Source organism: Nocardioides caeni (assembly GCF_004912195.1).
Lineage (GTDB): Bacteria > Actinomycetota > Actinomycetes > Propionibacteriales > Nocardioidaceae > Nocardioides > Nocardioides caeni.
In genome coordinates, this window is record NZ_STGW01000001.1 from 170,926 (window position 1) to 192,510 (window position 21,585).

Consider the following 21,585-nt stretch of genomic DNA (forward strand, 5'->3'; position numbering starts at 1 on the left):
ATGACTCATCCGATCGGCCCTCCGGCGAAGGTCGTGTGCACCTGGGAGATCACGAAGTTGGCGGCGAACAGGAGGATGAAGTTCGTGACCACCGAGCTCGTCACGGCCTCACCGACGCCCGTGGGGCCCATGGCCACGTTGAGCCCCTTGTAGGACGCGACCATCGCGCAGATGATCGCGAACACCGCGGCCTTGGCGAGCGATAGCCACAGGTCCGAGAGCTGCGCCAGGGTGGTGACCGAGGCGAGGTAGCTGCCGGGCGGCAGGTCCTGCAGGACGACGCTGATCGACAGCGTGGTCATGATCGTGAAGAACATGACGATGCCGTTGAGGCAGACCGAGACCACGATGATCGCGATGGTGCGGGGCACGACGAGACGCTCGAGCACCGACAGTCCCATGACCTCCATGGCGTCGATCTCCTCGCGGATCTTCCGCGACCCGAGGTCCGCGCAGATGGCCGAGCCGGCGACGCCGGCGAGCATCAACGCGGTGATGATCGGTGAGGCCTGCCGCACGACGGCCAGTGTGTTGCCGGCTCCCGTGAAGGCGACGGCGCCGACCTCCTGGGCCAGCACGCCGACCTGCAGCGCGAGGATGATGCCGAACGGGATCGACACGGCCAGGGCCGGCAGGGTGCAGACGCGGATCGCGTACCAGGTCTGCACGACGGTCTCGTTGAGCGGGAAGCGGCGGGCGCTGATCGACCTGACCAACGCGGCGAGGACGGTGCGCGCGAACTGCAGCATCGCGAGGGTCTCGCTGACGGGACGCTTCAGGGCCGGCACGAGGCTGCTCGATGCCATGGGCGCTCCTGATGTCTGCGGGACGAGGTTGAGAATGACAGTGGAACTGTCACACACGTACTGTGGTGGGTCGTGTGACTCACGTCAAGCCGTATCGCTCAACGAGATGTCACAGCGTCAGTTACGGCGGGAATCGGGACCACCGCGGCGGTTGCACAGAGCATGTGACAGTCGTACTGTGACAGTCATGAGCGCAGCAGTTGACCTCGAGGCAGCCGACGGTGCCGACGGCGGCGCCGCGCTGCGCACGGTCGACGAGCTCGCCGCCGCGGCCGGTCTGACCGTCCGGACGACGCGCTACTACGCCAGCCTCGGGCTGCTGCCGCCGCCGGCGCGCCGTGGCCGGATGGCGTGGTACGACGAGGGTCACCTCGCGCGCCTGCAGATGATCCGCGCGCTGCAGGACCACGGCTTCACGCTGCAGGCGATCGAGAAGTACCTCGCCTCCCTCCCGGAGGACGCTGGCGTGGAGGAGCTCGCGGTCCAGCGGGCCATGCTCACGTCCTGGACCGTCGAGGAGCCCAAGGAGCTGACGCGCAAGCAACTGGACGCCTATGCGGGTCGCAAGCTCACCGCCGAGGAGGTGGGGCTGATCGAGGACTTCGGGCTGCTCCGCCGCGTGACCGACGACCAGGGTCGCGAGCGCTTCCTGCCCATCCACGGCTTCGACGTCGCCACCCAGTTGCTGCAGCTCGACATCCCGACCAATGGCATGCGGTTGGCCGGGGTCGCGATCAACCGGCACATGTCGGCGCTCGCCAAGGAGCTCACCGACGTCCTGCACCACGAGGTCATCGAGCCGTGGCGACACGAGCAGAAGACCTCGCGCGACGATGCCGAGCACCTCGAGACGACGATCTCGACGCTGCGACAGCTGACCCTCGAGGCGATCGTGCGTGGCTTCCAGCGCTCGGCCAACAACCTGATCGCCAGTTCGCTCAACCGGGTCTGAACGGGTCTGGACAGGCCGTGAGGCGCGGCACCGGTAGGGTCGGGCCGTGACCCAACGCACCCTCGTCCTGCTCAAGCCCGACGCCGTCCGCCGGGGCCTGGTCGGCAACGTGCTGGCCCGCTTCGAGGCCAAGGGACTGCGCCTGGTGGCCATGGAGCACCGCCTCATCGACGCCGCGCAGGCTGACGCCCACTACGCCGAGCACGTGGAGCGCGACTTCTACCCGCCCCTGCGTGACTTCGTGACCAGCGGGCCGCTCGTGGCACTGGTGCTCGAGGGCGACGAGGCGATCGAGGTCGTCCGTGCTATCAACGGCGCCACCGACGGCCGCAAGGCCGCGCCCGGCACGATCCGCGGCGACCTCTCGCTGTCCAACCGCGAGAACCTCGTGCACGGCTCCGACTCGCCGGAGTCGGCCGCGCGCGAGATCGCGCTGTGGTTTCCCGCCCTGTGACCCGAGGCTGACGCCGTCGCCCCGCTGAGTCCGCGCTGACTCCGCGGCCCTGCCTGTCACAACCGTCACACCCATCACACGCGTCTCGGGCGTGTCTGCGCTACTGAGCGCCCTCCCTTACCTAGTCTCGCAACCGGAGGTCGCCGTCCCCGTGCGCCCGGCGGCCGCCCCGGTTCGCCGGCTTCCCCCAATGCGCACAGATGCCTGGGTGAGGAAGCGTGAGGGCGAACTCCATCATCGGCCGTGACATGGCCGTCGATCTCGGCACCGCCAACACGCTGGTCTATGTCCGCCGCCGCGGGGTGCTGCTGGACGAACCCAGCGTCGTGGCGATCAACGACGCGACCGGCGAGGTCATCGCGGTCGGCCACCAGGCCAAGCAGATGCTCGGCCGCACGCCGGACAGCATCACGGCTCTCCGCCCGCTGCGTGACGGCGTCATCGCCGACTTCGAGGCGACCGAGCAGATGCTGCGGCAGTTCATCGCCCGTGTGCACCGCCGCCGCTACTTCGCCAAGCCCCGCATGGTCATCTGCGTCCCGAGCTCGGTCACGCCGGTCGAGCAGCGGGCCGTGAAGGAGGCCGGCTACCAGGCCGGCGCCCGGCGGGTCTATGTCATCGAGGAGCCGATGGCCGCCGCGATCGGTGCCGGGCTGCCGGTGCACGAGGCGACCGGCAACATGATCGTCGACGTCGGCGGCGGCACGACCGAGGTCGCCGTCATCTCTCTCGGCGGCATCGTCACCTCCCTCTCGGTCCGCACGGCCGGCGACGACCTCGACGCCGCGATCATCGCGTGGATGAAGAAGGAGCACGGCGTCATGCTCGGCGAGCGCACGGCCGAGGACGTCAAGATGACCCTCGGGTCGGCCTTCCCCCGCCCCGCCGAGCCCGAGGGCGAGATCCGCGGCCGCGACATGGTCACCGGGCTGCCCCGCACCGTCGCCGTCACCAGCGCCGAGGTCCGCCAGGCCCTGGAGGAGCCGCTGCACGCCATCGTCGACGCCGTGCGGGTCACCCTCGACCAGACCCCACCGGAGCTCGCCGGCGACATCATGGACCGCGGCATCGTGCTCACCGGAGGCGGAGCGCTGCTGCGCGGACTCGACGAGCGCATCCGCCACGAGACCGGCATGCCCGTCCACGTCGCGGAGGACCCGCTGGTCTCCGTCGCCATGGGCGCCGGGCGGTGTGTCGAGGAGTTCGAAGCCCTCCAGCAGGTGCTGGTCACCAACCCGCGGCGGTTCTGAGCGCGCCATGGCCATCGATCCCCGCCCGCCCAACCTGTCCCGCTCCCTGGTCGTGGCGCTGGTCCTGGCGTGCGCCGCGCTGATGGTCCTCGACACCACCGGGGGCGACGACTCGCCGGTGGCCGAGGTCAGGAAGGTCGTCGGTGAGACCGTCGGCCCGCTCCAGAACGCTGCCGCCACGGTCGTGCGACCGGTGGCCGGACTGCCCGACGCCTTCCGCAGCAACGACGGTCTGCGCCAAGACGTCCGCGACCTCCAGGCGGAGAACGACGCCCTGCGCAACCAGCTCGACAAGGCCGGCTACGACGAGGGGCGCGCCGCGCAGCTCGACGGGCTCAAGACCCTGGCCGGGGACCTCGGCTACGCCCTGCGGGTGGCGCGGGTGATCGCGATCGGCAGCGCGCAGAACTTCTCCAGCACGATCACCATCGACGCCGGGTCCGACGCCGGCCTCCACCCGGACATGACCGTCGTGGCCTCCGAGGGCCTGGTCGGCCGGGTCACCTCGGTCACCAGCCGGACCGCGACGGTGCTGCTGGCCGTCGACTCCACCTCCAAGATCGGCGGCCGGATCGGCGACAACTCCGAGCTCGGCTTCGTCAGCGGCCATGGCACGTTGGGCGAGGACGACCGGCTCGAGCTCGAGCTCACGGATCGCAACGTCGTCCCCAAGGTCGGCCAGACCGTCGTCACGTGGGGGAGCGAGGGCGGTGCGCCCTACGTCGCGGGCGTGCCGATCGGCAAGGTCGCCAAAGTCTACGAGTCCCTGCGCGAGACGACCTACCGCGCCGAGATCCACCCCGCCGTGGACTTCACCGCCCTGGACTACGTCGCGGTCGTCGTGCCGTCCGGCAGTCCCGGTCCCGTCATCGAGGCGGACGGGAGCCTGCGATGACCCACCGCACCATGCGCCTGCTCTCCGTCACGATCGCCCTCGTCGTCGCACTGCTCCTCCAGGTCACCGTGCTGCCGCACTTCGCGTGGCGCATCGGGGGGCTCGGGGTCGTCCCCGACCTGGTGCTGCTCGTGGTCGTGGCCGTCGCCCTCGTCACCGACACCCGCTACGCCACGCTGACCGGCTTCTTCGCCGGCGTCCTGACCGATCTCGCGCCGCCGGCCGACCACGTCGCCGGACGCGGCGCCCTGGCCCTGATGATCGTCGGCTACGTCATCGGCCGGCTCGCCCACGACCACGTCGCGGAGGTCGGCCGCCCCGATGAGGACGTCGTACGACGCCCGCCTCTGCCGCTCGTCGTCGCCGCCGCTGCCGGAGGATCATTCATCGGCACCACCGTCTTCGCGCTGTCCGGCCTCGTGCTCGGCGACTCCGCCGCGAGTGTCGCCGACCTGTTGCCCGTCGTCCTGGCGGCACTGGTGATGGACGTCGTCGCTGCGCTCGTCGTGGTCCCCGTCGTCCTCGCGCTGCTCAGCCGGCCCGCCGGTCGCCAACGCTCCGAGCGCACGCTCGCCGGGACCACGCGGACCAGTCGTCGAACGCTGGCGCGCTCCTGATGGCCGCATCGACGGCACAGGGCGCCTCGCACCGCAGCCGCCTGCGGCTGATCGTCATCCAGACCCTGGTCTTCTCGCTGCTCGCGACCCTGGGCGCCCGCCTCTACTACCTCCAGGTGATCTCCGGGGAGGAATACCAGGGTCAGGCGGCCTCGCAGTCCGTGCGCGAGATCGTCGTCCAGCCGCAGCGCGGCCTGATCGTCGACGCCATGGGTCGCCCGTTGGTGACCAACCGCCTGACCTGGGTCGTGTCCCTCGACCGCACCCTGCTCGGCCGCATGTCGGACGAGGACCGCGTCGAGCTGCTGCGCCGCACCGGTCGCGCCATCGACATGCGCCCGCGGAGGATCGAGGCCCGCCTGCTGCTGTGTGGCGACGAGGGCGCGGTCGCCGGCACGTGCTGGAACGGGTCGCCCTATCAACCGGTGCCCGTCGCGCAGGACGTCGGCGAGGCCGCCGCCCTGCGGATCCTCGAGCAGCCCGAGGACTTCCCCGGCGTGGTCGCCGAGCGCCAGACCGTGCGGCAGTATCCCGCCCCCTACGGCATCAACGCCGCCCACGTGCTCGGCTACCTCAGCCCGATCACCTCCGAGGAGCTCGACGCCGCCGAGCTGAGCGGCGACAGCTCGGTCAACGGGGCCTCGGTCGTCGGTCGGGCCGGCGTCGAGAAGGAGTACGACCAGTGGCTGCGCGGGCAGCCCGGCTACCAGCAGGTCGCGGTCGACTCCAAGGGCCGGGTCCGCGACGATGTCTCCGACCTCGAGGCCCAGCCCGGCGACACGCTTGTGACATCGATCGACGCGCAGGTGCAGGGTGTCGTCGAGGCGCAGCTGGCGAAGATGATCCAGACCCAGCGCGCCACCCGCGACCCGGTGACGGGCCGCAACTTCGAGGCCGACTCGGGCGCCGCCGTGGTGATGGAGGCGAGCACCGGCCGGATCGTCGCGATGGCCAGCCAGCCGACGTACGACCCGTCCGTGTGGGTCGGCGGCATCACCGACCAGCAGCTGACGCGCCTCTACTCCGAGGCGGCGGGCACGCCGCTCCTGGCGCGCTCGTTCCAGGGCCAGTTCGCGCCCGGCTCGACGTGGAAGCCGTTCATGACGGTGGGGGCCCTGACCAACGGCTACTCACCGGACACGATCCTCGGCTGCCCGTCGGCCGTGCAGGTCGGCAACCGCCCCTTCCACAACCACGAGTCGGGTGCCTACGGGTCGATCGACTTCGCGCGGGCCCTCGAGGTCTCCTGCAACACGTTCTTCTACCAGGTCGGCATGCACTTCTGGCAGACGCTGGGCTCCGACCCCGACGACGTCGACGCGAAGGACCCGCTGGTCGAGGAGGCGGAGAACTTCGGTTTCGGTGAGCAGACCGGCATCGACCTCCCCGGGGAGGCGTCCGGCCGCGTCGCCGACCGCCACTGGAAGCGGGACTACTACGAGTCCATGAAGGACTACTACTGCGACCTCGCGGACGCCCCGCAGGACGAGAAGACCTCCGACTTCGTCTACAAGTTCGCCGGCGAGTTCTGCGTGGAGGGCTGGAAGTACAAGCTCCCCGACGCCGTCAACTTCTCCATCGGCCAGGGCGACACCATCGTCACCCCGCTCCAGCTGGCCCGCGGCTACGCCGCGATCGCCAACGGCGGCACGCTGTGGCAGCCACGCGTCGGCAAGGCCATCGTCTCGCCCGACGGCGAGGTGATCCGCGAGATCGAGCCGCAGAAGGAGCGCGACCTCGGCATCCCGAAGTCCGTCCTGGACTACGTCGACCAGGCCCTCCAGGGCGTCTCGACCCGGGGCACGATGGCGTGGAAGCTCGGCGGCTTCCCGATCGACCAGGTGAAGATCCGGGCCAAGACCGGATCCGCTGAGGTCTACGGCAAGCAGTCGACGGGGTGGGTCGCTTCCTACACCGAGGACTACGTCGTGGTGATGATGATCAGCCAGGGCGGCACCGGCTCCGGCTCGACGGGCGAGGGCATCCGCGCGATCTGGGAGGCGCTCTATGGCGTCGACGGCGAGCAGGTCGACCCGGCCGACGCCGCGATCCCCGGCGTCACGCCGCCCGCGTCCCTGCCGATCTTCGGCGAGGACGGCTCGATCCTGCCGCCGGCCCGGGACAAGGACTGAGGTGACTCGATGAGCAACCGCATCCAGTCGACCCGCGCGAGTGCCGCCCGACCGGCCACCCGTCGGACGACCGCGTCCCGGCGGGTGACCCTGCCCCGGTGGAGTGACCTCGACCGTGTCCTGCTCGCCGCCGTCGTGGCGCTCTCACTGATCGGCTGCGTGCTGGTCTGGTCGGCCACGCTGGAGCGCGACGACCTCACTGGCGGCGACACCCGCGCCTTCCTCCTCAAGCAGACCGTCAACGTCGCCATCGGCGTGGGACTGATGGTCCTGGTCGCCGTCACCGACCACCGGTGGGTGCGCATCCTCGCCCCGGTCGCCTACGTGGCCGCCGTCGCGGGACTGGTGCTCGTGCTGGTCATGGGCTCGACCATCAACGGCTCGCGTTCGTGGCTGATCATCGGCGGGATGTCCTTCCAGCCCTCCGAGTTGGCGAAGCTGGCGGTCGTGGTCGGCATGGCGCTCGTCGTCGCCGAGCGCAGCGAGGGCCGGTGGCGCGACCGGGTCGGCACCGTCGACGTGCTGCTGATGCTGGTGGTGGCTGGCGTCCCGGCGACGCTGATCCTCACCCAGCCCGACCTCGGGACCATGCTGGTGCTGACGGCCACCGTCTTCGGTGTGGTCGCAGCGTCGGGCGCCCATCGCGCCTGGCTGGCCGTCCTGGCCGGATCGGGTGTCGCAGTCGCGGCCTTCGCGGTGGTCAGCGGCTTCCTCGAGGACTACCAGATCGACCGTTTCCTCGCCTTCACCAACCCCGACCTCGACCCGCGCGGCGCCGGCTACAACGTCGAGCAGGCGCGCATCGCCGTCGGCAACGGAGGCCTGTTCGGCCAGGGTCTCTTCGGCGGCTCGCAGACCCAGTCCGGCTTCGTCCCCGAGCAGCACACCGACTTCGTCTTCACCGTCGCCGGCGAGGAGCTCGGGCTCGTCGGTGCCGCCCTCATCGTCACGCTGCTGGGCATCGTGCTGTGGCGGGCGCTGCGCATCGCCACCAGGACCGACGACGTCTTCGGCCGCATCGCGGCGGCCGGCATCGCCTGTTGGTTCGGCTTCCAGGCCTTCCAGAACATCGGCATGTGCCTGGGCATCATGCCGGTCACCGGCGTCCCGCTGCCCTTCGTCTCCTACGGCGGCTCGTCGATGTTCGCCGGCATGCTCGCCATCGGGCTGCTGCAGAACATCCACCTGCGCACCCTCTCGGCACCGGCGTCGCGGATGACGCCGCAGCAAAGGGTGCTCGTCCGCGGCTAGCAGACCGGTCATCGAGGAGCGGGCGCCCGCCTCCTGGTCATCGAGGAGCGAGCGCCAGCGAGCGTCACGAGATGCCGGTGCGGACCTTGCGGAGGTCACCACAGGGGTCTCGTGACGCCCCGCTCGTTCCTCGCGGGCCTCCTCGACCACCTACGGAGCGTCAGCCGTTGGCGAGGATGGCCAGCTGGCGGCCCTGGGCGATGAGCTGGCCGCTCTCGTCCCAGAGCTCCACGTCCTCGTCGTGATAGCCCGCGATGACGTGGCGCGACACGACGTGACCCAGCGCCCACACGGTCGAGGGTCGGCGGCGGTAGTGCACGGTCAGCTGGATCGTCGCCGACGCCAGGTGGCCGATCTCCGCGGTGACGGGCGGGAAGGCGTCGACCATGGCGCCGGCCAGTAGCGCGTCGACAGGGCGCTCGTCGGCGGCCCGGATCCAACACAGGGACTCGGTGACCCCCGAGGGCTGGCCGCTCAGCCAGCCCGGGACGGTGGGGGAGCGGTAGGCGTAGCGGTCGAGGATCGGGACCATGCCCAGCGGGATCAGGTCGCTCACGTCGGTGCAGTCGTCGGGTGCCGGCACGTCCGGTGCGGCGTGCGGCGTGTGCTCGACCGTGCCCGTCGCGTCCCAGTCGTGGGTGCTGACCACGGCGTGCGCGATCTCCCTGTCCCCCTGCACCAGGACGGCGTCGTACGTCGACACGCGGCGCCCGGCGCGGACCTCGCGCACCGTGACCGTGGCAGCGCCGGGCAGCGCCGGGCGGAAGTAGGTCACGGCGATGGTCAGCGCGTCCGGGTGCTTCGACTCCGCCATCACCGCGTCCTGCAGGAGCGCGAGGATGTAGCCCCCGTTGGGCGTGCCGTTGGCGGTGTTCCAGTCGGCCGTGAGCTGGACGTCGAACCGGCCGTCGCCGCGGCGCTCGGAGGCGACGGCGCTGTCGAGGAGGAAGGTCACCGCGCCATTGTCCCGCGGCATGCTTTTCCGATTGGCGGGGGTGCGGGCGGGCGCCGTAGGCTGGCCCCACAGCGTTCGAGCCGTCATCAGCGGCGAGCACCGGGAAGAACGCCTGAGCCTCGGCCCAGGTCACTAGAACCCGGCGGGTAGGCCCGTCACAGCCGTGAACGAGGGGTCCCGCCAGCAGTCAGGGTGGGGCAAGCAGGGTGGTACCGCGGTCCTGACGACCGTCCCTGTGGCAGAGCCGCAGACGACGATCCCGACCCGCAGGAGACGCCCCGCCATGACCTATCCGAAGGTCACCACCGACTCCGCCGACGGCCACGCCGTCCCGAGCTCGCCGCGCTTTCCCGAGATCGAGGAGCGGATCCTCGCCTACTGGGCCGAGGACGACACCTTCCGCGCGTCGGTCGAGCAGCGCGACGCCGGCGCCAACGGCGAGAACGAGTTCGTCTTCTACGACGGCCCGCCGTTCGCCAACGGGCTCCCGCACTACGGCCACCTGCTGACCGGCTACGTCAAGGACATCGTGCCGCGCTACCAGACGATGCGCGGCAAGCGCGTCGAGCGCCGCTTCGGCTGGGACACCCACGGCCTGCCCGCCGAGCTCGAGGCGATGCGGCTCAACGGCATCAAGACCACCGACGAGATCGTCGAGATGGGCATCGACAAGTTCAACGACGCCTGCCGCGCGTCGGTGCTCAAGTACACCGGCGAGTGGCGTGACTACGTCACCCGCCAGGCTCGCTGGGTCGACTTCGACAACGACTACAGGACCATGAACCCCGAGTTCATGGAGTCGGTGCTGTGGGCCTTCAAGGGCCTGCACGACAAGGGCCTGGTCTATGAGGGCTTCCGCGTCCTGCCCTACTGCTGGAACGACGAGACGCCGCTGTCCAACCACGAGCTGCGGATGGACGACGACGTCTACAAGATGCGCCAGGACCCGGCGGTCACCGTGGGCTTCAAGATCACCACGCCCGGCGAGCTGCAGGGCACCAGGCTGCTGATCTGGACCACCACGCCGTGGACCCTGCCGAGCAACCTCGCCGTGATGGTGGGTTCCGACATCGACTACGTGGCCGTCGATCACGACGGGACGAGCGTCCTGCTCGCGCAGGCCCGCCTGGCGTCGTACTCCCGCGAGCTGGGGGACGAGCCCACGATCACCTGGCGTGGCAAGGGCGAGGACCTCCTCGGCCTGACCTACGCGCCGCCGTTCTCCTACTTCGCCGATCACGAGAACGCCTTTCGCGTGGTGGCCGCCGACGAGGCCGTCACGACCACCGACGGCACCGGCCTGGTCCACAGCGCCGGCGCCTTCGGTGAGGTCGACAAGGAGGTCACCGACCGCGAGGGCATCGAGCCGGTCATGCCCGTGGGCAAGGATGGCCGCTTCACGCATCCGGTCGAGGACTACGCCGGGATGCTGGTCTTCGACGCCAACCTCCACATCATCGACCACCTCAAGGCCGCGACCCGCGGTGAGCAGGGCGAGGCGGCAGGCGCCGTCACCCCCGGCACCGTGCTGCTGCGCCGTGAGACCTACGACCACTCCTACCCGCACTGCTGGCGCTGCCGCGAGCCCCTGATCTACAAGGGCGTCTCGTCGTGGTTCGTCGAGGTGACTGCCTTCAAGCAGCGGATGATGGAGCTCAACCAGGACATCCGCTGGACGCCCGAGCACATCAAGGACGGCCAGTTCGGCAAGTGGCTGGAGAACGCCCGCGACTGGTCGATCACCCGCAACCGGTTCTGGGGCAGTCCCGTCCCGGTCTGGAAGTCGGACGACCCGGCCTACCCGCGCCTCGACGTCTACGGCTCGTTCGCGGAGATCGAGCGTGACTTCGGCCGTCTGCCCCGCAACGCGGCTGGTGAGCCGGACCTGCACCGGCCCTGGGTCGACGACCTGACCCGGCCCAACCCGGACGACCCGCGCACGCCCGAGCAGGGCCAGTCGACGATGCGCCGCGTCACCGACGTCCTCGACGTCTGGTTCGACTCGGGCTCGATGTCGTTCGGGCAGGTGCACTACCCGTTCGAGAACGCCGAGTGGTTCGAGCAGCACTTCCCGGCCGACTTCATCGTGGAGTACATCGGCCAGACCCGCGGCTGGTTCTACACCCTCCACATCCTCGCGACGGCGCTGTTCGACAAGCCGGCCTTCTCGTCGTGCATCAGCCACGGCATCGTTCTCGGCTCCGACGGCAACAAGATGTCGAAGTCGCTGCGCAACTACCCCGACGTCTCCGAGGTCTTCGACCGCGACGGCGCCGACGCCATGCGCTGGTTCCTGATGGCGAGCCCGATCCTTCGCGGCGGCAACCTCGTCGTCACCGAGCAGGGCATCCGCGATGCCGTGCGCCAGGTGATGATCCCGCTCTGGAACACCTGGTACTTCTTCGCGCTCTATGCCAACGCCGAGCAGTACGAGGCGAGTGTCGGCCGCGCCGAGTCGCTCGGAAGCGACGACCCGCTCGACCGCTACCTGCTCGCCAAGACGCGGCAGTACGTCGAGCAGCTGACCGCCGAGCTCGACGCCTACGCCATCGCCGACGCCTGCGAGACGACGCGGACGTTCATCGACGTGTTGACCAACTGGTACGTCCGTCGGTCGCGGGAGCGTTTCTGGGAGGGCAAGCCGGAGGCGTTCGAGACACTGGCCGCTGTCCTGGACGTCGTGTGCCGGGCCGTGTCGCCGCTGCTGCCGCTGGTCACCGAGGAGATCTGGCGCGGCCTGACGGGCGGCCGCTCGGTCCACCTGGCCGACTGGCCCGACGCGACGACGCTGCCCGCGGACGACTCCCTGGTCGCCGCGATGGACCAGGTCCGCGAGGTCTGCTCCAGTACGTCGGCCCTGCGCAAGGCCGCCCGCCTGCGCAACCGCCTGCCGCTCGCCGGGCTCACCGTCGTCGTGGACGACCCGGCAGCCCTCCAGCCCTTCGCGGCGATCATCGCCGACGAGGTCAACGTGAAGTCGGTGCGCTTCCTCGCGGCCGACTCCGAGGAGGCTCGCGGCTACGGCGTCGAGCAGAAGCTCACCGTCAACGCCCGCGCCGCCGGCCCGCGGCTCGGCAAGGACGTGCAGCTCGCGATCAAGGGATCCAAGTCCGGCGACTGGTCCGTTGCGGAGGACGGCACCGTGACCGCTGGTGGTCTGGCGTTGGTCGAGGGCGAGTACGGCCTCGAGACCCACGTCGGGGAGGCCGCCGACGGAGCGGCCACGGCGATGCTGCCCGGCGGCGGCTTCCTCGTCCTCGACACCGTGGTCACCGCCGAGCTGGCCGAGGAGGGCGTCGCCCGCGACCTGGTCCGCGCGGTCCAGCAGCTGCGCCGCGACTCGGGACTCGACGTCACCGACCGGATCGAGCTCACGATCAGCGGCTCGCCGGCGGTGCTCGCGGCCGCGCGCGCCCACGAGGCGCTGATCGCGGGCGAGACCCTCGCGACGTCGTACGACGTGACGGAGGCGGGGTCGCCCGGCGGCACTCCGGTCCAGGTCGGCGACGGCGAGACGGCGACGTTGGCCCTCGAGCGGGCCTGACCGTCGAGTCCGGCGTCGGGCGAGCGCTCCCGCCTGATTGACTAGGAGGGTGAGCCCGACGCGCGAGATCGACCTGTCCGCCGATGTCGTCACGCTGACGCGCCAGCTGGTCGACATCGAGTCGGTGAGCCGCAACGAGCAGGAGATCGCCGACGCGGTGGAGGCCGCGCTGCGGGCGTTGCCCCACCTGTCCGTCGTACGACGCGGGCACACGCTCGTCGCCCGGACGGACCTGGGTCGGGGCTCCCGCGTGGTGATCGCCGGGCATCTGGACACGGTCCCGGTCAACGACAACCTGCCGAGCCGCCTCGACGAGGAGGCGGGCGTGCTGCACGGTCTGGGCACCTGCGACATGAAGGGTGGCGACGCGGTCATCCTCAAGCTGGCTGCCACCGTCGCCGAGCCGGTCCACGACGTCACCTACGTGCTCTACGAGGGCGAGGAGATCGAGTCGCTCCACAACGGGCTGCGCCTGCTGGGGGAGTCCGACCCCGAGCTGCTGGAGGCGGACTTCGCGATCCTGATGGAGCCGTCGAACGCCGGCGTCGAGGCCGGCTGCCAGGGCACGCTGCGGGTCGAGGTGCGCACGGTCGGCGAGCGGGCGCACTCGGCACGCAGCTGGCGGGGGGTCAACGCGATCCACGGCGCCGCCGAGGTCCTCAACCGACTGGCCGCCTACGAGGCCCGCCGACCCGTCATCGACGGCCTCGAATACCACGAGGGACTCAACGCGGTCGGCATCGCCGGCGGGATCGCCGGCAACGTGATCCCCGACGAGTGCGTGGTGACGGTGAACTTCCGGTTCGCCCCCGACCGCTCCGAGGCAGAGGCGCTGGCCTTCGTGGAGGATTTCTTCGACGGCTTCGCGATCACCGTGACCGACTCCGCGCCGGGCGCGCTGCCCGGCCTCGACCGGCCGGCGGCAGCGGCGTTCGTGGCGGCCGTCGGAGGTGACGTGAACCCGAAATTCGGGTGGACGGACGTCGCACGTTTCACCGTCCTCGGCGTGCCGGCGGTCAACTACGGGCCGGGCGACCCGATCTTTGCTCACAAGCACGACGAGCACGTCGAGACGGCGCAGATCCTGCGCTGTGAGCAGCAGTTGCGCCGGTGGCTGACGTCACCGGCCCAGAGCGAGGAGCACCGATGACCAAGCGCACCGGCCCGGGGCCGCGTCCCAGTGCGGGCCGCCCGGAGGGATCGACCACCGACCAGAGGCTGCTCGACAGCCGCGGCGACGGGGGATGGGTCCACACCGACCCGTGGCGGGTGCTGAAGATCCAGGCCGAGTTCGTCGAGGGCTTCAACGACCTGGCCGAGGTCGGTCCCGCCATCTCCGTCTTCGGCTCAGCCAGGATCGGCCCCGCCCACCCGGCCTATGAGATGGGCGTCCGGCTGGGGAAGGGTCTGGTCGACGCCGGCTTCGCCGTCATCACCGGCGGCGGTCCCGGCGCCATGGAGGCGGCCAACAAGGGTGCGATGGAGGCTGGCGGCGAGTCGATCGGCCTCGGCATCGAGCTGCCCTGGGAGGCCCGCCTCAACGACTACGTCACCTTCGGTCTCAACTTCCGCTACTTCTTCGTCCGCAAGACGATGTTCGTGAAGTACTCCCAGGGCTACGTCGTCCTCCCCGGAGGCCTCGGCACGCTGGACGAGCTGTTCGAGGCGATGACGCTCTCCCAGACCCTCAAGATCACGCAGTTCCCCATCGTGCTGATGGGGGTCGAGCACTGGAGCGGCCTGCTCGACTGGATGCAGGGCTCGATGCTGGAGGACGCCCGCATCAAGCAGTCCGACATCGACATGCTGACCCTGACCGACGACGTCGACGAGGCCGTCGCGCTGATGGTCGAGGCCCGCGACCGGTCCGCCCGAGAGTCATGAGCCACCCGATGATGTGGATCTTCGCCCTCCTGGTCGTCGCGGCGATGGGCGGCGTCGCGATGCTCGCCGCCGGCTACGGCCAGCCGATGGAGCCGGCCTACGACGACCGGCCGGACGCCCTCGTGCCCGGGGACCGCCCAATCGGCGCCGACGACCTGCGCCGGGTCCGGTTCCCGCTGGCGTTGCGGGGCTACCGGATGGCGGAGGTCGACGCTCTGCTGGCCCGACTGGCCGCCGAGATGGAGCGGTCGTCCCGGGTCGGCCTCGGGCTCTCGGGCCGTGATGAACAGGACGACGCGCCGCCGACCTGACCCCGGTGGCTGCGCGGCTTGAGCCGCATGGGCGATAATGGTCACAGCGCACAGTCGCGCGCACCGGGCGCACGACAAACTCGCACAGGCAAGTGGAAGAGGGGTGCCGCATGGCGGCGATGAAGCCTCGGACCGGCGACGGTCCGCTCGAGGTGACCAAGGAGGGTCGCGGCATCGTGATGCGCGTCCCGCTCGAGGGCGGCGGCCGGCTCGTGGTCGAGCTCAACGCCGAGGAGGCTTCCGCACTGGGCGAAGCGCTCAAGAACGTGGTCGGGTGACCCCACCCACGATCGCCGCGCCGGTGCTTCCGGCCCAGGTCTCGCCACCGCAGTTCGCGGTGAGCGACCTGCTGCCGGGTGCAATCACGGGCGTCGACGTCGTCGCCGTGCCGGTGCTGCCGGCCGACGACGGTGGTGACGGGACGGTCCTGCTCGGACCAGGAGCCGCCGAGCTCTCCGACGACCTCGCCGTCGACCTGGTCGCCGTCGCGGAGCTCCATGGCCTGACCGGCAAGGTCGGCGATGTCGCGACCCTCCCCGTCCCGGACGGTACGACGACCAACCCCGGCCTGCGGCTCGTGGTGCTCGTCGGGGTCGGTGCCGCCCGGCCGATCGACCTGCGCCGGGCCGGCGCCGCGCTGGCCCGCGCGACCCGCGACCGCGAGGCCGTCGCCACCTCGATCCCCGCACTCGCGGTCGACGACCAGGACGTCGTGGACGAGAGTGAGGCGATCGAGGCGTTCGTCGCCGGCGTCATGCTCGGTGGGTTCGTGTTCCACTGGCGCTCGCAGGGCCCGCCCCACCAGCCGGTGCGCCGCGTCGTCATCGCCGCGCCCGGCCTCGTCGCCGACCGCGCGGCGTTGGAGCGCTCGGTCGCCCTCGGTGGCGCCGGTTGGCGCTCCCGGCTGCTGGCCTCGGTGCCGTCCAACCTCAAGAACCCCGCCTGGCTGGCGTCCCAGGCCGAGGAGATCGCCTCCGCCGCCGGTCTCGACGTGAAGATCTGGGACGAGTCGCAACTGGCCCGGGAGGGCTTCGGCGGCATCCTCGCGGTCGGCGCGGCCTCGGCCACGCCGCCCCGTCTGATCCAGCTCACCTACACGCCCCGGGGCATCGCGGCCCGCGCCGCGCGCAAGCTCCCCGTCGTGGTCCTCGTCGGCAAGGGCATCACCTTCGACTCGGGTGGCCTCTCCATCAAGCCAGCCGCATCGATGGGGTCGATGAAGCGCGACATGACCGGCGGGGGCGTGGTCCTCGCGACCATGGCCGCGCTGGCCGACGTCGACTGCCCGGTGCGGGTCGTCGGCCTCGTGCCCGCCGCCGAGAACGCGATCTCCGGCAGCGCCCTGCGTCCCGGCGACGTCATCCGGCACTGGGGCGGACGCACCACGGAGGTGGGCAACACCGACGCCGAGGGCCGACTGGTCCTCGCCGACGCCCTGGCCTATGCCGCCGCCGAGCACGACCCGGCCGTGATCGTCGACGTCGCCACGCTCACCGGCGCCGTCAAGGTCGCCCTCGGCCAGCAGGTCGGCGGCCTGTTCGCCACCGACGACGCCTTGGCCGCCGCGCTCGACGCCGCCGGAACGCGCGCCGGCGAGCCGCTGTGGCGCTTCCCGCTCCACGCCGCCTACGAGGACAAGCTCGCCTCGAAGGTCGCCGACGCCAGCAACGATCCCGGGGGACCGGGATCGATCACCGCTGCGCTGTTCCTCAAGCCGTTCGTCGGGGACGTGCCGTGGGCACATCTCGACATCGCTTCGGTCGGCGACGTCGAGAAGGAGTGGCACGAGTGGACGGTCGGACCGTCCGGTTTCGGTGCGCGCCTGCTGCTCACCTGGCTCGGGACGCCCGAGCCGCTGGCGGGCGTCAGCGACTGAGGCGCGGCGTCACTCGCCGGACTCGGGCACCCATTCCTTCTTGGCGACCAGGAGGCCGTCGCCGACCGGGAGCAGCGTCGGCACGAGCCCCTCGGTGACCCCGACCTGGTGGACCAGGTCGCGGATGGCGACGGTCTGCTCGTCACGCTGGGCGGGGTCGGCGACCCGGTCGTGCCACAGCGCGTTGTCGAAGGCGACCACGCCGCCGGGGCGGAGCAGGCGGAGCGCCTCGGCGAGGTAGGCGCCGTACTCCCGCTTGTCGCCGTCGACGAAGACCAGGTCGTAGTGGCCGTCGGTCAACCGGGGGAGTACGTCGAGCGCAGAGCCCGCGATCGTGCGGACCCGCTGCGAGGCGATGCCCGCCTCCTTGAAGGACTCGCGGGCCAGCCGCTGGTGCTCGGCCTCGATGTCGACGGTGGTCAGGACGCCGTCGGGACGCATGCCCCGCAGCATCCAGACCCCGGACACGCCCGTGCCGGTCCCGATCTCGACGACCGCGCGGGCTTCGAGGACGGCGGTCAGGAAGCGCAGCGTGGCGCCGGTGCCGCCGCCGATCGGCGTCACGCCGACCTCCGCGGACCTGGCGCGTGCGGCCGCCAGGACCTCGTCCTCGGCCACCCAGGTGTCGGCGAAGGTCCAGCTGGTCGCATTGATCGGTGTCGGAGCCACGGGCTCACCCTACGGCTCAGCCGCCTCGTCGCAGCGGAGCCGAGCCTCGATCCACCGAATTGTCGCGCCGACGCTCCATCGGGTGGCGCGCGGCAGCGGGAAGTCGGTGCATCGAGGCGGAGCCGGGAACACGAGCTCGTTGCCGATCGTTGGCAAGTTCACAGGGAACGTTCAGGACCCGCCCCTAGCGTGAGAGGAGCCCACGAGACCGTGGCGTGGACCCAGCGGAAGAAGGCCACCATGAAGGAGCCCGTCGATACCCGGACGGATCGTCGGGACGCGTCGGTGAGCGCCGACGCGCCCGCCCTTCCCAGCTGGGAGGAGATCGTCGATCAGCACTCCGACCGGGTCTACCGCCTCGCCCTGCGCCTGACGGGCAACCGCCACGACGCCGAGGACCTCACCCAGGAGGTCTTCGTCCGGGTCTTCCGATCGCTGCACACCTACACGCCCGGGACCTTCGAGGGCTGGCTGCACCGCATCACGACCAACCTCTTCCTCGACCAGGCCCGCCGCAAGCAGCGGATCCGCTTCGACGCACTCTCCGACGAGCGCGCGGCTCGGCTGGCGAGCCCGACCGCCGCACCCGACACCGCCTACAGCGACGGCACCTTCGACGACGATGTCGAGGCCGCGCTCGCTGCCCTGCCGCCCGACTTCCGCGCGGCCGTCGTGCTCTGCGACATCGAGGGCCTGAGCTACGAGGAGATCGCGCAGATCCTCGACGCCAAGCTCGGCACGGTCCGCTCGCGCATCCACCGCGGACGGTCGATGCTGCGCGCTGCCCTGGCCCATCGGGCGCCGACGGCCGGCCGCACGCGCTACGCCGGCCCGGCGTCGTACTCCCTGAGCGCGGGGCGCCCGTGATCGGTCACCTCGGCAACCGTGTCAGCGCTCTCCTCGACGGCCAGCTCGCTGCCCGCGAGGCAGAGGAGGCCTGGGCGCACGTCTATGCCTGCCATCCCTGCCGTGACCTCGTCGAGAGGGAGGGCTGGGTCAAAACCCGGCTCGCCGGCCTCGCCGGCCCCGACAACACTGCCTGCGGCGGCGCGCCGTCCGGCCTCAAGGGGTCCCTGCTGAGCATGCCGCCCGGCGACGGCCTCGCGGTGTCGTCCGAGTGCGGGCACCACGGTCGCCGACACACCGGTGTCGTGCTGATCGGTGGAGGCGCCGTGGGTGCGGCGATGCTCGGTGTGCTCGCGCTCGGCCTCGCGCCGGGCTCGGCGCCGGCCGAGCGGCGGCCGCCGGCCACCCAGGTCAACACCTCGGTGCCGTCGCCGTCGCGCACGAGCGTCGCCGGGACCCTCGCCACGAACGTGGTCGGCCAGTCCAGCGTCGTGCGCACGCCCCTGCGCCGGATGCTGCCCTGACCGCTCTGCTGCGCCGAGGTGGGTCCCGGGCTAGGTCCTGCCGCGCCGGTTGGGACGATCGGGGATGATGGGCCGGTGAACGACGCGCAGGAACCCGGCCCCGAGCCCGCCGACACCCCGCCACTGGCCGGGGCCCCCAGCGAGCCCGCGCCGGAGCCGGTCGCCGAGCAGCCGGAGCAGCCGGAGCAGCCGGAGCAGCCGGCTGAGGACTCGCCGGCCGACGGTACGGCGGCCGACGGCTCGCCGTGGGCGCCGCCCGCGCCGGGCACCGGCCGGGCGCAGCCCGAGCCCACGCGTCCGCTCGCCGACGAGTTGTTCGCTCCGTCGCTGCTGCCGCCGGTCGCGGCGCCGGGCGCCGTGCCCCCGTCCGCTCACGACCTCACGGTCCGACGCCCCCGCGGGACAGGTCCGGCGGGCTGGATGTGGCCGCTGGTGGCGGCCCTCGCCCTCCTCGTCGGCCTGGGTGGCGGACTGCTCGGCGCGCTCGTCTACGACAAGGTGATCGACGACGACACCCCGGACGGTGTCGGCTACACCGCGGGTGGGCTGGCCGGGGTCGACCTCGAGGAGCTGCCCCCGCTCGAGGAGCCGGGATCGGTGGCCGCGGTGGCCCAGGCAGTGCTGCCGAGCACCGTGCAGATCGTCGCCGAATACGGCGGCGAGGCGACGGGTGCCACCGGCTCGGGGTGGGTCATGGACAACGACGGCCACATCGTCACCAACAACCACGTGGTCGCCGAGGCCGCCAAGGACGATGGGCCGATCGTCGTGATCGACCACGACCGCAATCGCTATGACGCGACCGTCATCGGTCGCAGCCCCGTCTACGACCTCGCGATCCTCTATGTCGAGGACCACGACAGCTTCACCGCCGCCACGCTCGGCCGGTCGGCGAAGCTGAGGGTCGGTGAGCCGGTCGTCGCCATCGGCTCGCCGCTCGGACTCAATGACACCGTGACCTCGGGCATCGTCAGCTTCCTGCAGCGCCCGGTCTCCACGGGCTCCTCGAGTGACGCCGCGTCCTACATCAACGCGGTGCAGACCGACGCCGCCATCAACCCGGGCAACTCGGGCGGCCCGCTGCTCAACATGCAGGGCGAGGTCGTCGGCGTGAACTCCGCGATCGCCACGGCCGGAGGCGGCTCGATCGACTCCGAGGCGGGCAACATCGGCGTCGGGTTCGCGATCCCGGTCGAGCAGGTGCGGGTGACCGCCGACCAGATCCTCAAGACCGGCAAGGCGCAGTACCCCGTGATCGGCGCGCAGGTGCAGACCGGCGAAACCGTCGGCGGCGACGGCGCGGAGCTCGAGGAGATCGTCGCCGGCAGCCCGGCGCAGGACGCCGGTCTCCGCGCCGGCGACCTGATCACCCAGGTCAATGGAGTCCGGGTCGATGGCGGCATCGCGCTGATCGTCGCGATCCGCGTCTACCAGCCGGGTCAGACGATCGAGTTCACGGTCGAGCGCGGCGAGGACGAGATGACGGTCGAGATCACCCTCGACGGCGAGGAAGGCTGAGCCAGGCGGGGCCACCAGGACGGGCCACCAGGACGGGCCGGGCCGGCAGCCGATGCCTCACGTCGAGGCGTCGGAGTCCTCGAAGGGGTGCTCGGCGACGTACTGCTCCGCCTGGCGGTACTGCTCGGCGATGTAGTCCTCGAGCCGACTGCCCTCGACGCGCCACTGACCGCGGCCGCCGATCTTGATCGCCGGCAGCTCACCCCGTCGCACGAGCGCATAGACCTGCGCGCTGGAGGTGTTGAGCACCTCGGCGACGTCGGCGAGGGTGAGGAACCGCGGAGTGCCGGCCATGGGATCATCGTCGCACCTCGGGTGCACGGAAGTCGCCCGGTACCCCGCCATCCTGTGGATGCCCGGGTGACGCCGCCCGCGTGGCCCTGCATGATGAGCGGGTGTCCAGAGATCTCGGGATTTCTCCGGGCGCGTCCGTCCCGCCGGCCACGAGGGTGGTCCGACCGGGATGGCGTGACCCCAGGTTGTGGCTCGGGCTGCTGCTCGTCGCCGGCTCCATCGTCCTCGGCGCGCGGGTGCTGGCCGCGGCCGACGACACCGTCGCCGTGTGGTCGCTGGGTGACGACCGCGGCGCGGGATCGACGGTCGAGCCTGCCGACCTGATGGTCGAGCGGGTCCGTTTCGCGGACGCGGCATCGCTGGACCGCTACTTCCCGGCGGACGAGCCGGTGCCCTCGGGCCTGGTGCTGACCCGCGCCGTCGGCGCCGGCGAGCTGCTCGCCCGCTCGGCGGTCGGTCCGGCCGACGCCGGCCCCACGCTCCAGGTGCCGCTGGAGGTGGACCCCAACCGGGTGCCGCCCGCCGTCGATGCGGGCTCGGTGGTGGACGTCTGGGTCAGCGACGCGGCGGCGACGGGGGAGCCACGCGCCGACGGCGCGGCCGGCATCGCGGACACCCCGGTGACCGGGCCGGCGCTGAGCGAGGTGACCGTCGTCGCGGCGCCGTCCTACGACGACACGTTCGCGGTGACCGGCGCCCGCCAGCTGGTCGTGGTGGTCGACGACGAGCGAGCTGCCGCGTTCGAGCAGCTTCTCGCGTCCCTCGACGATCCGGTCATCCGGATCCTCCAGCGCGCCTGAGGCCGGC

The 21,585-nt window shown here is 71.3% G+C and carries 21 protein-coding genes; 17 read left to right on the top strand and 4 right to left on the bottom strand.

All coding sequences use genetic code 11. From position 1 onward, the window contains the following. Nucleotides 1-5 precede the first annotated feature (5 nt). The gene (locus E9934_RS00885) at nt 6-806 is read right to left on the bottom strand and encodes an MlaE family ABC transporter permease (protein WP_193556849.1); all 801 of its coding nucleotides are present in this window, start codon (nt 804-806) and stop codon (nt 6-8) included. A 187-nt stretch (nt 807-993) separates the two neighbouring features. On the opposite strand from E9934_RS00885, the gene E9934_RS00890 reads away from it, so the two are divergent. The 7 genes from E9934_RS00890 to rodA all read left to right on the top strand — a co-directional run bounded on the left by E9934_RS00890 (nt 994) and on the right by rodA (nt 8,357). Continuing rightward, nucleotides 994-1,758: a MerR family transcriptional regulator gene (locus tag E9934_RS00890; protein ID WP_136560951.1), complete on the top strand. Its 765-nt coding sequence runs from the start codon at nt 994-996 to the stop codon at nt 1,756-1,758. Nucleotides 1,759-1,804: 46 nt separating this feature from the next. Further along, nucleotides 1,805-2,212, top strand: a complete 408-nt coding sequence (ndk, locus tag E9934_RS00895; RefSeq protein WP_136560952.1) for a nucleoside-diphosphate kinase — start codon at nt 1,805-1,807, stop codon at nt 2,210-2,212. Nucleotides 2,213-2,430: 218 nt separating this feature from the next. Next, nucleotides 2,431-3,462 carry a rod shape-determining protein gene (locus E9934_RS00900; protein ID WP_275106599.1) on the top strand — a complete coding sequence of 344 codons (1,032 nt, stop codon included), beginning with the start codon at nt 2,431-2,433 and terminating at the stop codon, nt 3,460-3,462. A 7-nt stretch (nt 3,463-3,469) separates the two neighbouring features. Further along, nucleotides 3,470-4,357: a rod shape-determining protein MreC gene (gene mreC, locus E9934_RS00905; protein ID WP_136560953.1), complete on the top strand. Its 888-nt coding sequence runs from the start codon at nt 3,470-3,472 to the stop codon at nt 4,355-4,357. Continuing rightward, complete coding sequence (gene mreD / locus E9934_RS00910; protein ID WP_238694674.1) at nt 4,354-4,974, top strand: rod shape-determining protein MreD; 621 nt, start codon at nt 4,354-4,356, stop codon at nt 4,972-4,974. Before mreC ends, mreD begins: the two co-directional genes overlap by 4 nt. Beyond that, complete coding sequence (gene mrdA / locus E9934_RS00915; RefSeq protein ID WP_136560954.1) at nt 4,974-7,106, top strand: penicillin-binding protein 2; 2,133 nt, start codon at nt 4,974-4,976, stop codon at nt 7,104-7,106. The genes mreD and mrdA overlap by 1 nt, the downstream gene beginning before the upstream one ends. A gap of 9 nt (nt 7,107-7,115) precedes the next feature. Continuing rightward, nucleotides 7,116-8,357 carry a rod shape-determining protein RodA gene (gene rodA, locus E9934_RS00920; RefSeq protein ID WP_136560955.1) on the top strand — a complete coding sequence of 414 codons (1,242 nt, stop codon included), beginning with the start codon at nt 7,116-7,118 and terminating at the stop codon, nt 8,355-8,357. Between the two features lie 160 nt (nt 8,358-8,517). Here rodA and E9934_RS00925 read toward each other — a convergent pair whose 3' ends face one another. Continuing rightward, nucleotides 8,518-9,312 carry an acyl-CoA thioesterase gene (locus tag E9934_RS00925; protein WP_158294880.1) on the bottom strand — a complete coding sequence of 265 codons (795 nt, stop codon included), beginning with the start codon at nt 9,310-9,312 and terminating at the stop codon, nt 8,518-8,520. Nucleotides 9,313-9,595: 283 nt separating this feature from the next. On the opposite strand from E9934_RS00925, the gene ileS reads away from it, so the two are divergent. The 6 genes from ileS (at nt 9,596) to E9934_RS00955 (ending at nt 16,927) form a co-directional block, all read left to right on the top strand. Next, nucleotides 9,596-12,856: an isoleucine--tRNA ligase gene (gene ileS / locus E9934_RS00930; RefSeq protein ID WP_136560957.1), complete on the top strand. Its 3,261-nt coding sequence runs from the start codon at nt 9,596-9,598 to the stop codon at nt 12,854-12,856. Between the two features lie 49 nt (nt 12,857-12,905). Next, nucleotides 12,906-14,006: a succinyl-diaminopimelate desuccinylase gene (gene dapE / locus E9934_RS00935; protein ID WP_202977142.1), complete on the top strand. Its 1,101-nt coding sequence runs from the start codon at nt 12,906-12,908 to the stop codon at nt 14,004-14,006. After that, nucleotides 14,003-14,740 carry an LOG family protein gene (locus E9934_RS00940; RefSeq protein ID WP_136560958.1) on the top strand — a complete coding sequence of 246 codons (738 nt, stop codon included), beginning with the start codon at nt 14,003-14,005 and terminating at the stop codon, nt 14,738-14,740. The genes dapE and E9934_RS00940 overlap by 4 nt, the downstream gene beginning before the upstream one ends. 8 nt (nt 14,741-14,748) lie before the next feature. Beyond that, complete coding sequence (locus E9934_RS00945) at nt 14,749-15,051, top strand: DivIVA domain-containing protein (protein WP_238694675.1); 303 nt, start codon at nt 14,749-14,751, stop codon at nt 15,049-15,051. A gap of 110 nt (nt 15,052-15,161) precedes the next feature. Further along, on the top strand, nt 15,162-15,329 hold the full coding sequence (locus E9934_RS00950) for a DUF3117 domain-containing protein (protein ID WP_082612288.1): 168 nt from the start codon (nt 15,162-15,164) through the stop codon (nt 15,327-15,329). Further along, nucleotides 15,326-16,927, top strand: coding sequence for a leucyl aminopeptidase family protein (locus tag E9934_RS00955; protein WP_238694676.1), 1,602 nt, complete (start codon nt 15,326-15,328; stop codon nt 16,925-16,927). The genes E9934_RS00950 and E9934_RS00955 overlap by 4 nt, the downstream gene beginning before the upstream one ends. 9 nt (nt 16,928-16,936) lie before the next feature. Here E9934_RS00955 and E9934_RS00960 read toward each other — a convergent pair whose 3' ends face one another. Continuing rightward, nucleotides 16,937-17,596, bottom strand: a complete 660-nt coding sequence (locus E9934_RS00960; protein WP_238694677.1) for an O-methyltransferase — start codon at nt 17,594-17,596, stop codon at nt 16,937-16,939. A gap of 240 nt (nt 17,597-17,836) precedes the next feature. Here E9934_RS00960 and sigE point away from each other — a divergent pair, with 240 nt between their 5' ends. The 3 genes from sigE to E9934_RS00975 all read left to right on the top strand — a co-directional run bounded on the left by sigE (nt 17,837) and on the right by E9934_RS00975 (nt 20,484). Beyond that, a complete protein-coding gene (sigE, locus tag E9934_RS00965) occupies nt 17,837-18,463 on the top strand; it encodes an RNA polymerase sigma factor SigE (RefSeq protein WP_136560959.1) in 627 nt (208 codons plus the stop codon). Beyond that, entirely contained in the window at nt 18,460-18,966 is a 507-nt protein-coding gene (locus E9934_RS00970) for a hypothetical protein (RefSeq protein WP_136560960.1), read from the top strand. Before sigE ends, E9934_RS00970 begins: the two co-directional genes overlap by 4 nt. A gap of 75 nt (nt 18,967-19,041) precedes the next feature. Then, complete coding sequence (locus E9934_RS00975) at nt 19,042-20,484, top strand: S1C family serine protease (RefSeq protein ID WP_136560961.1); 1,443 nt, start codon at nt 19,042-19,044, stop codon at nt 20,482-20,484. 57 nt (nt 20,485-20,541) lie between these two features. On the opposite strand, the gene E9934_RS00980 is transcribed toward E9934_RS00975, so the two are convergent. Then, on the bottom strand, nt 20,542-20,778 hold the full coding sequence (locus E9934_RS00980) for a helix-turn-helix domain-containing protein (protein ID WP_136560962.1): 237 nt from the start codon (nt 20,776-20,778) through the stop codon (nt 20,542-20,544). Between the two features lie 101 nt (nt 20,779-20,879). Here E9934_RS00980 and E9934_RS00985 point away from each other — a divergent pair, with 101 nt between their 5' ends. After that, nucleotides 20,880-21,578 (top strand): hypothetical protein, encoded by a 699-nt coding sequence (locus E9934_RS00985; protein WP_136560963.1) that lies wholly within the window; start codon nt 20,880-20,882, stop codon nt 21,576-21,578. Nucleotides 21,579-21,585 lie beyond the last annotated feature (7 nt).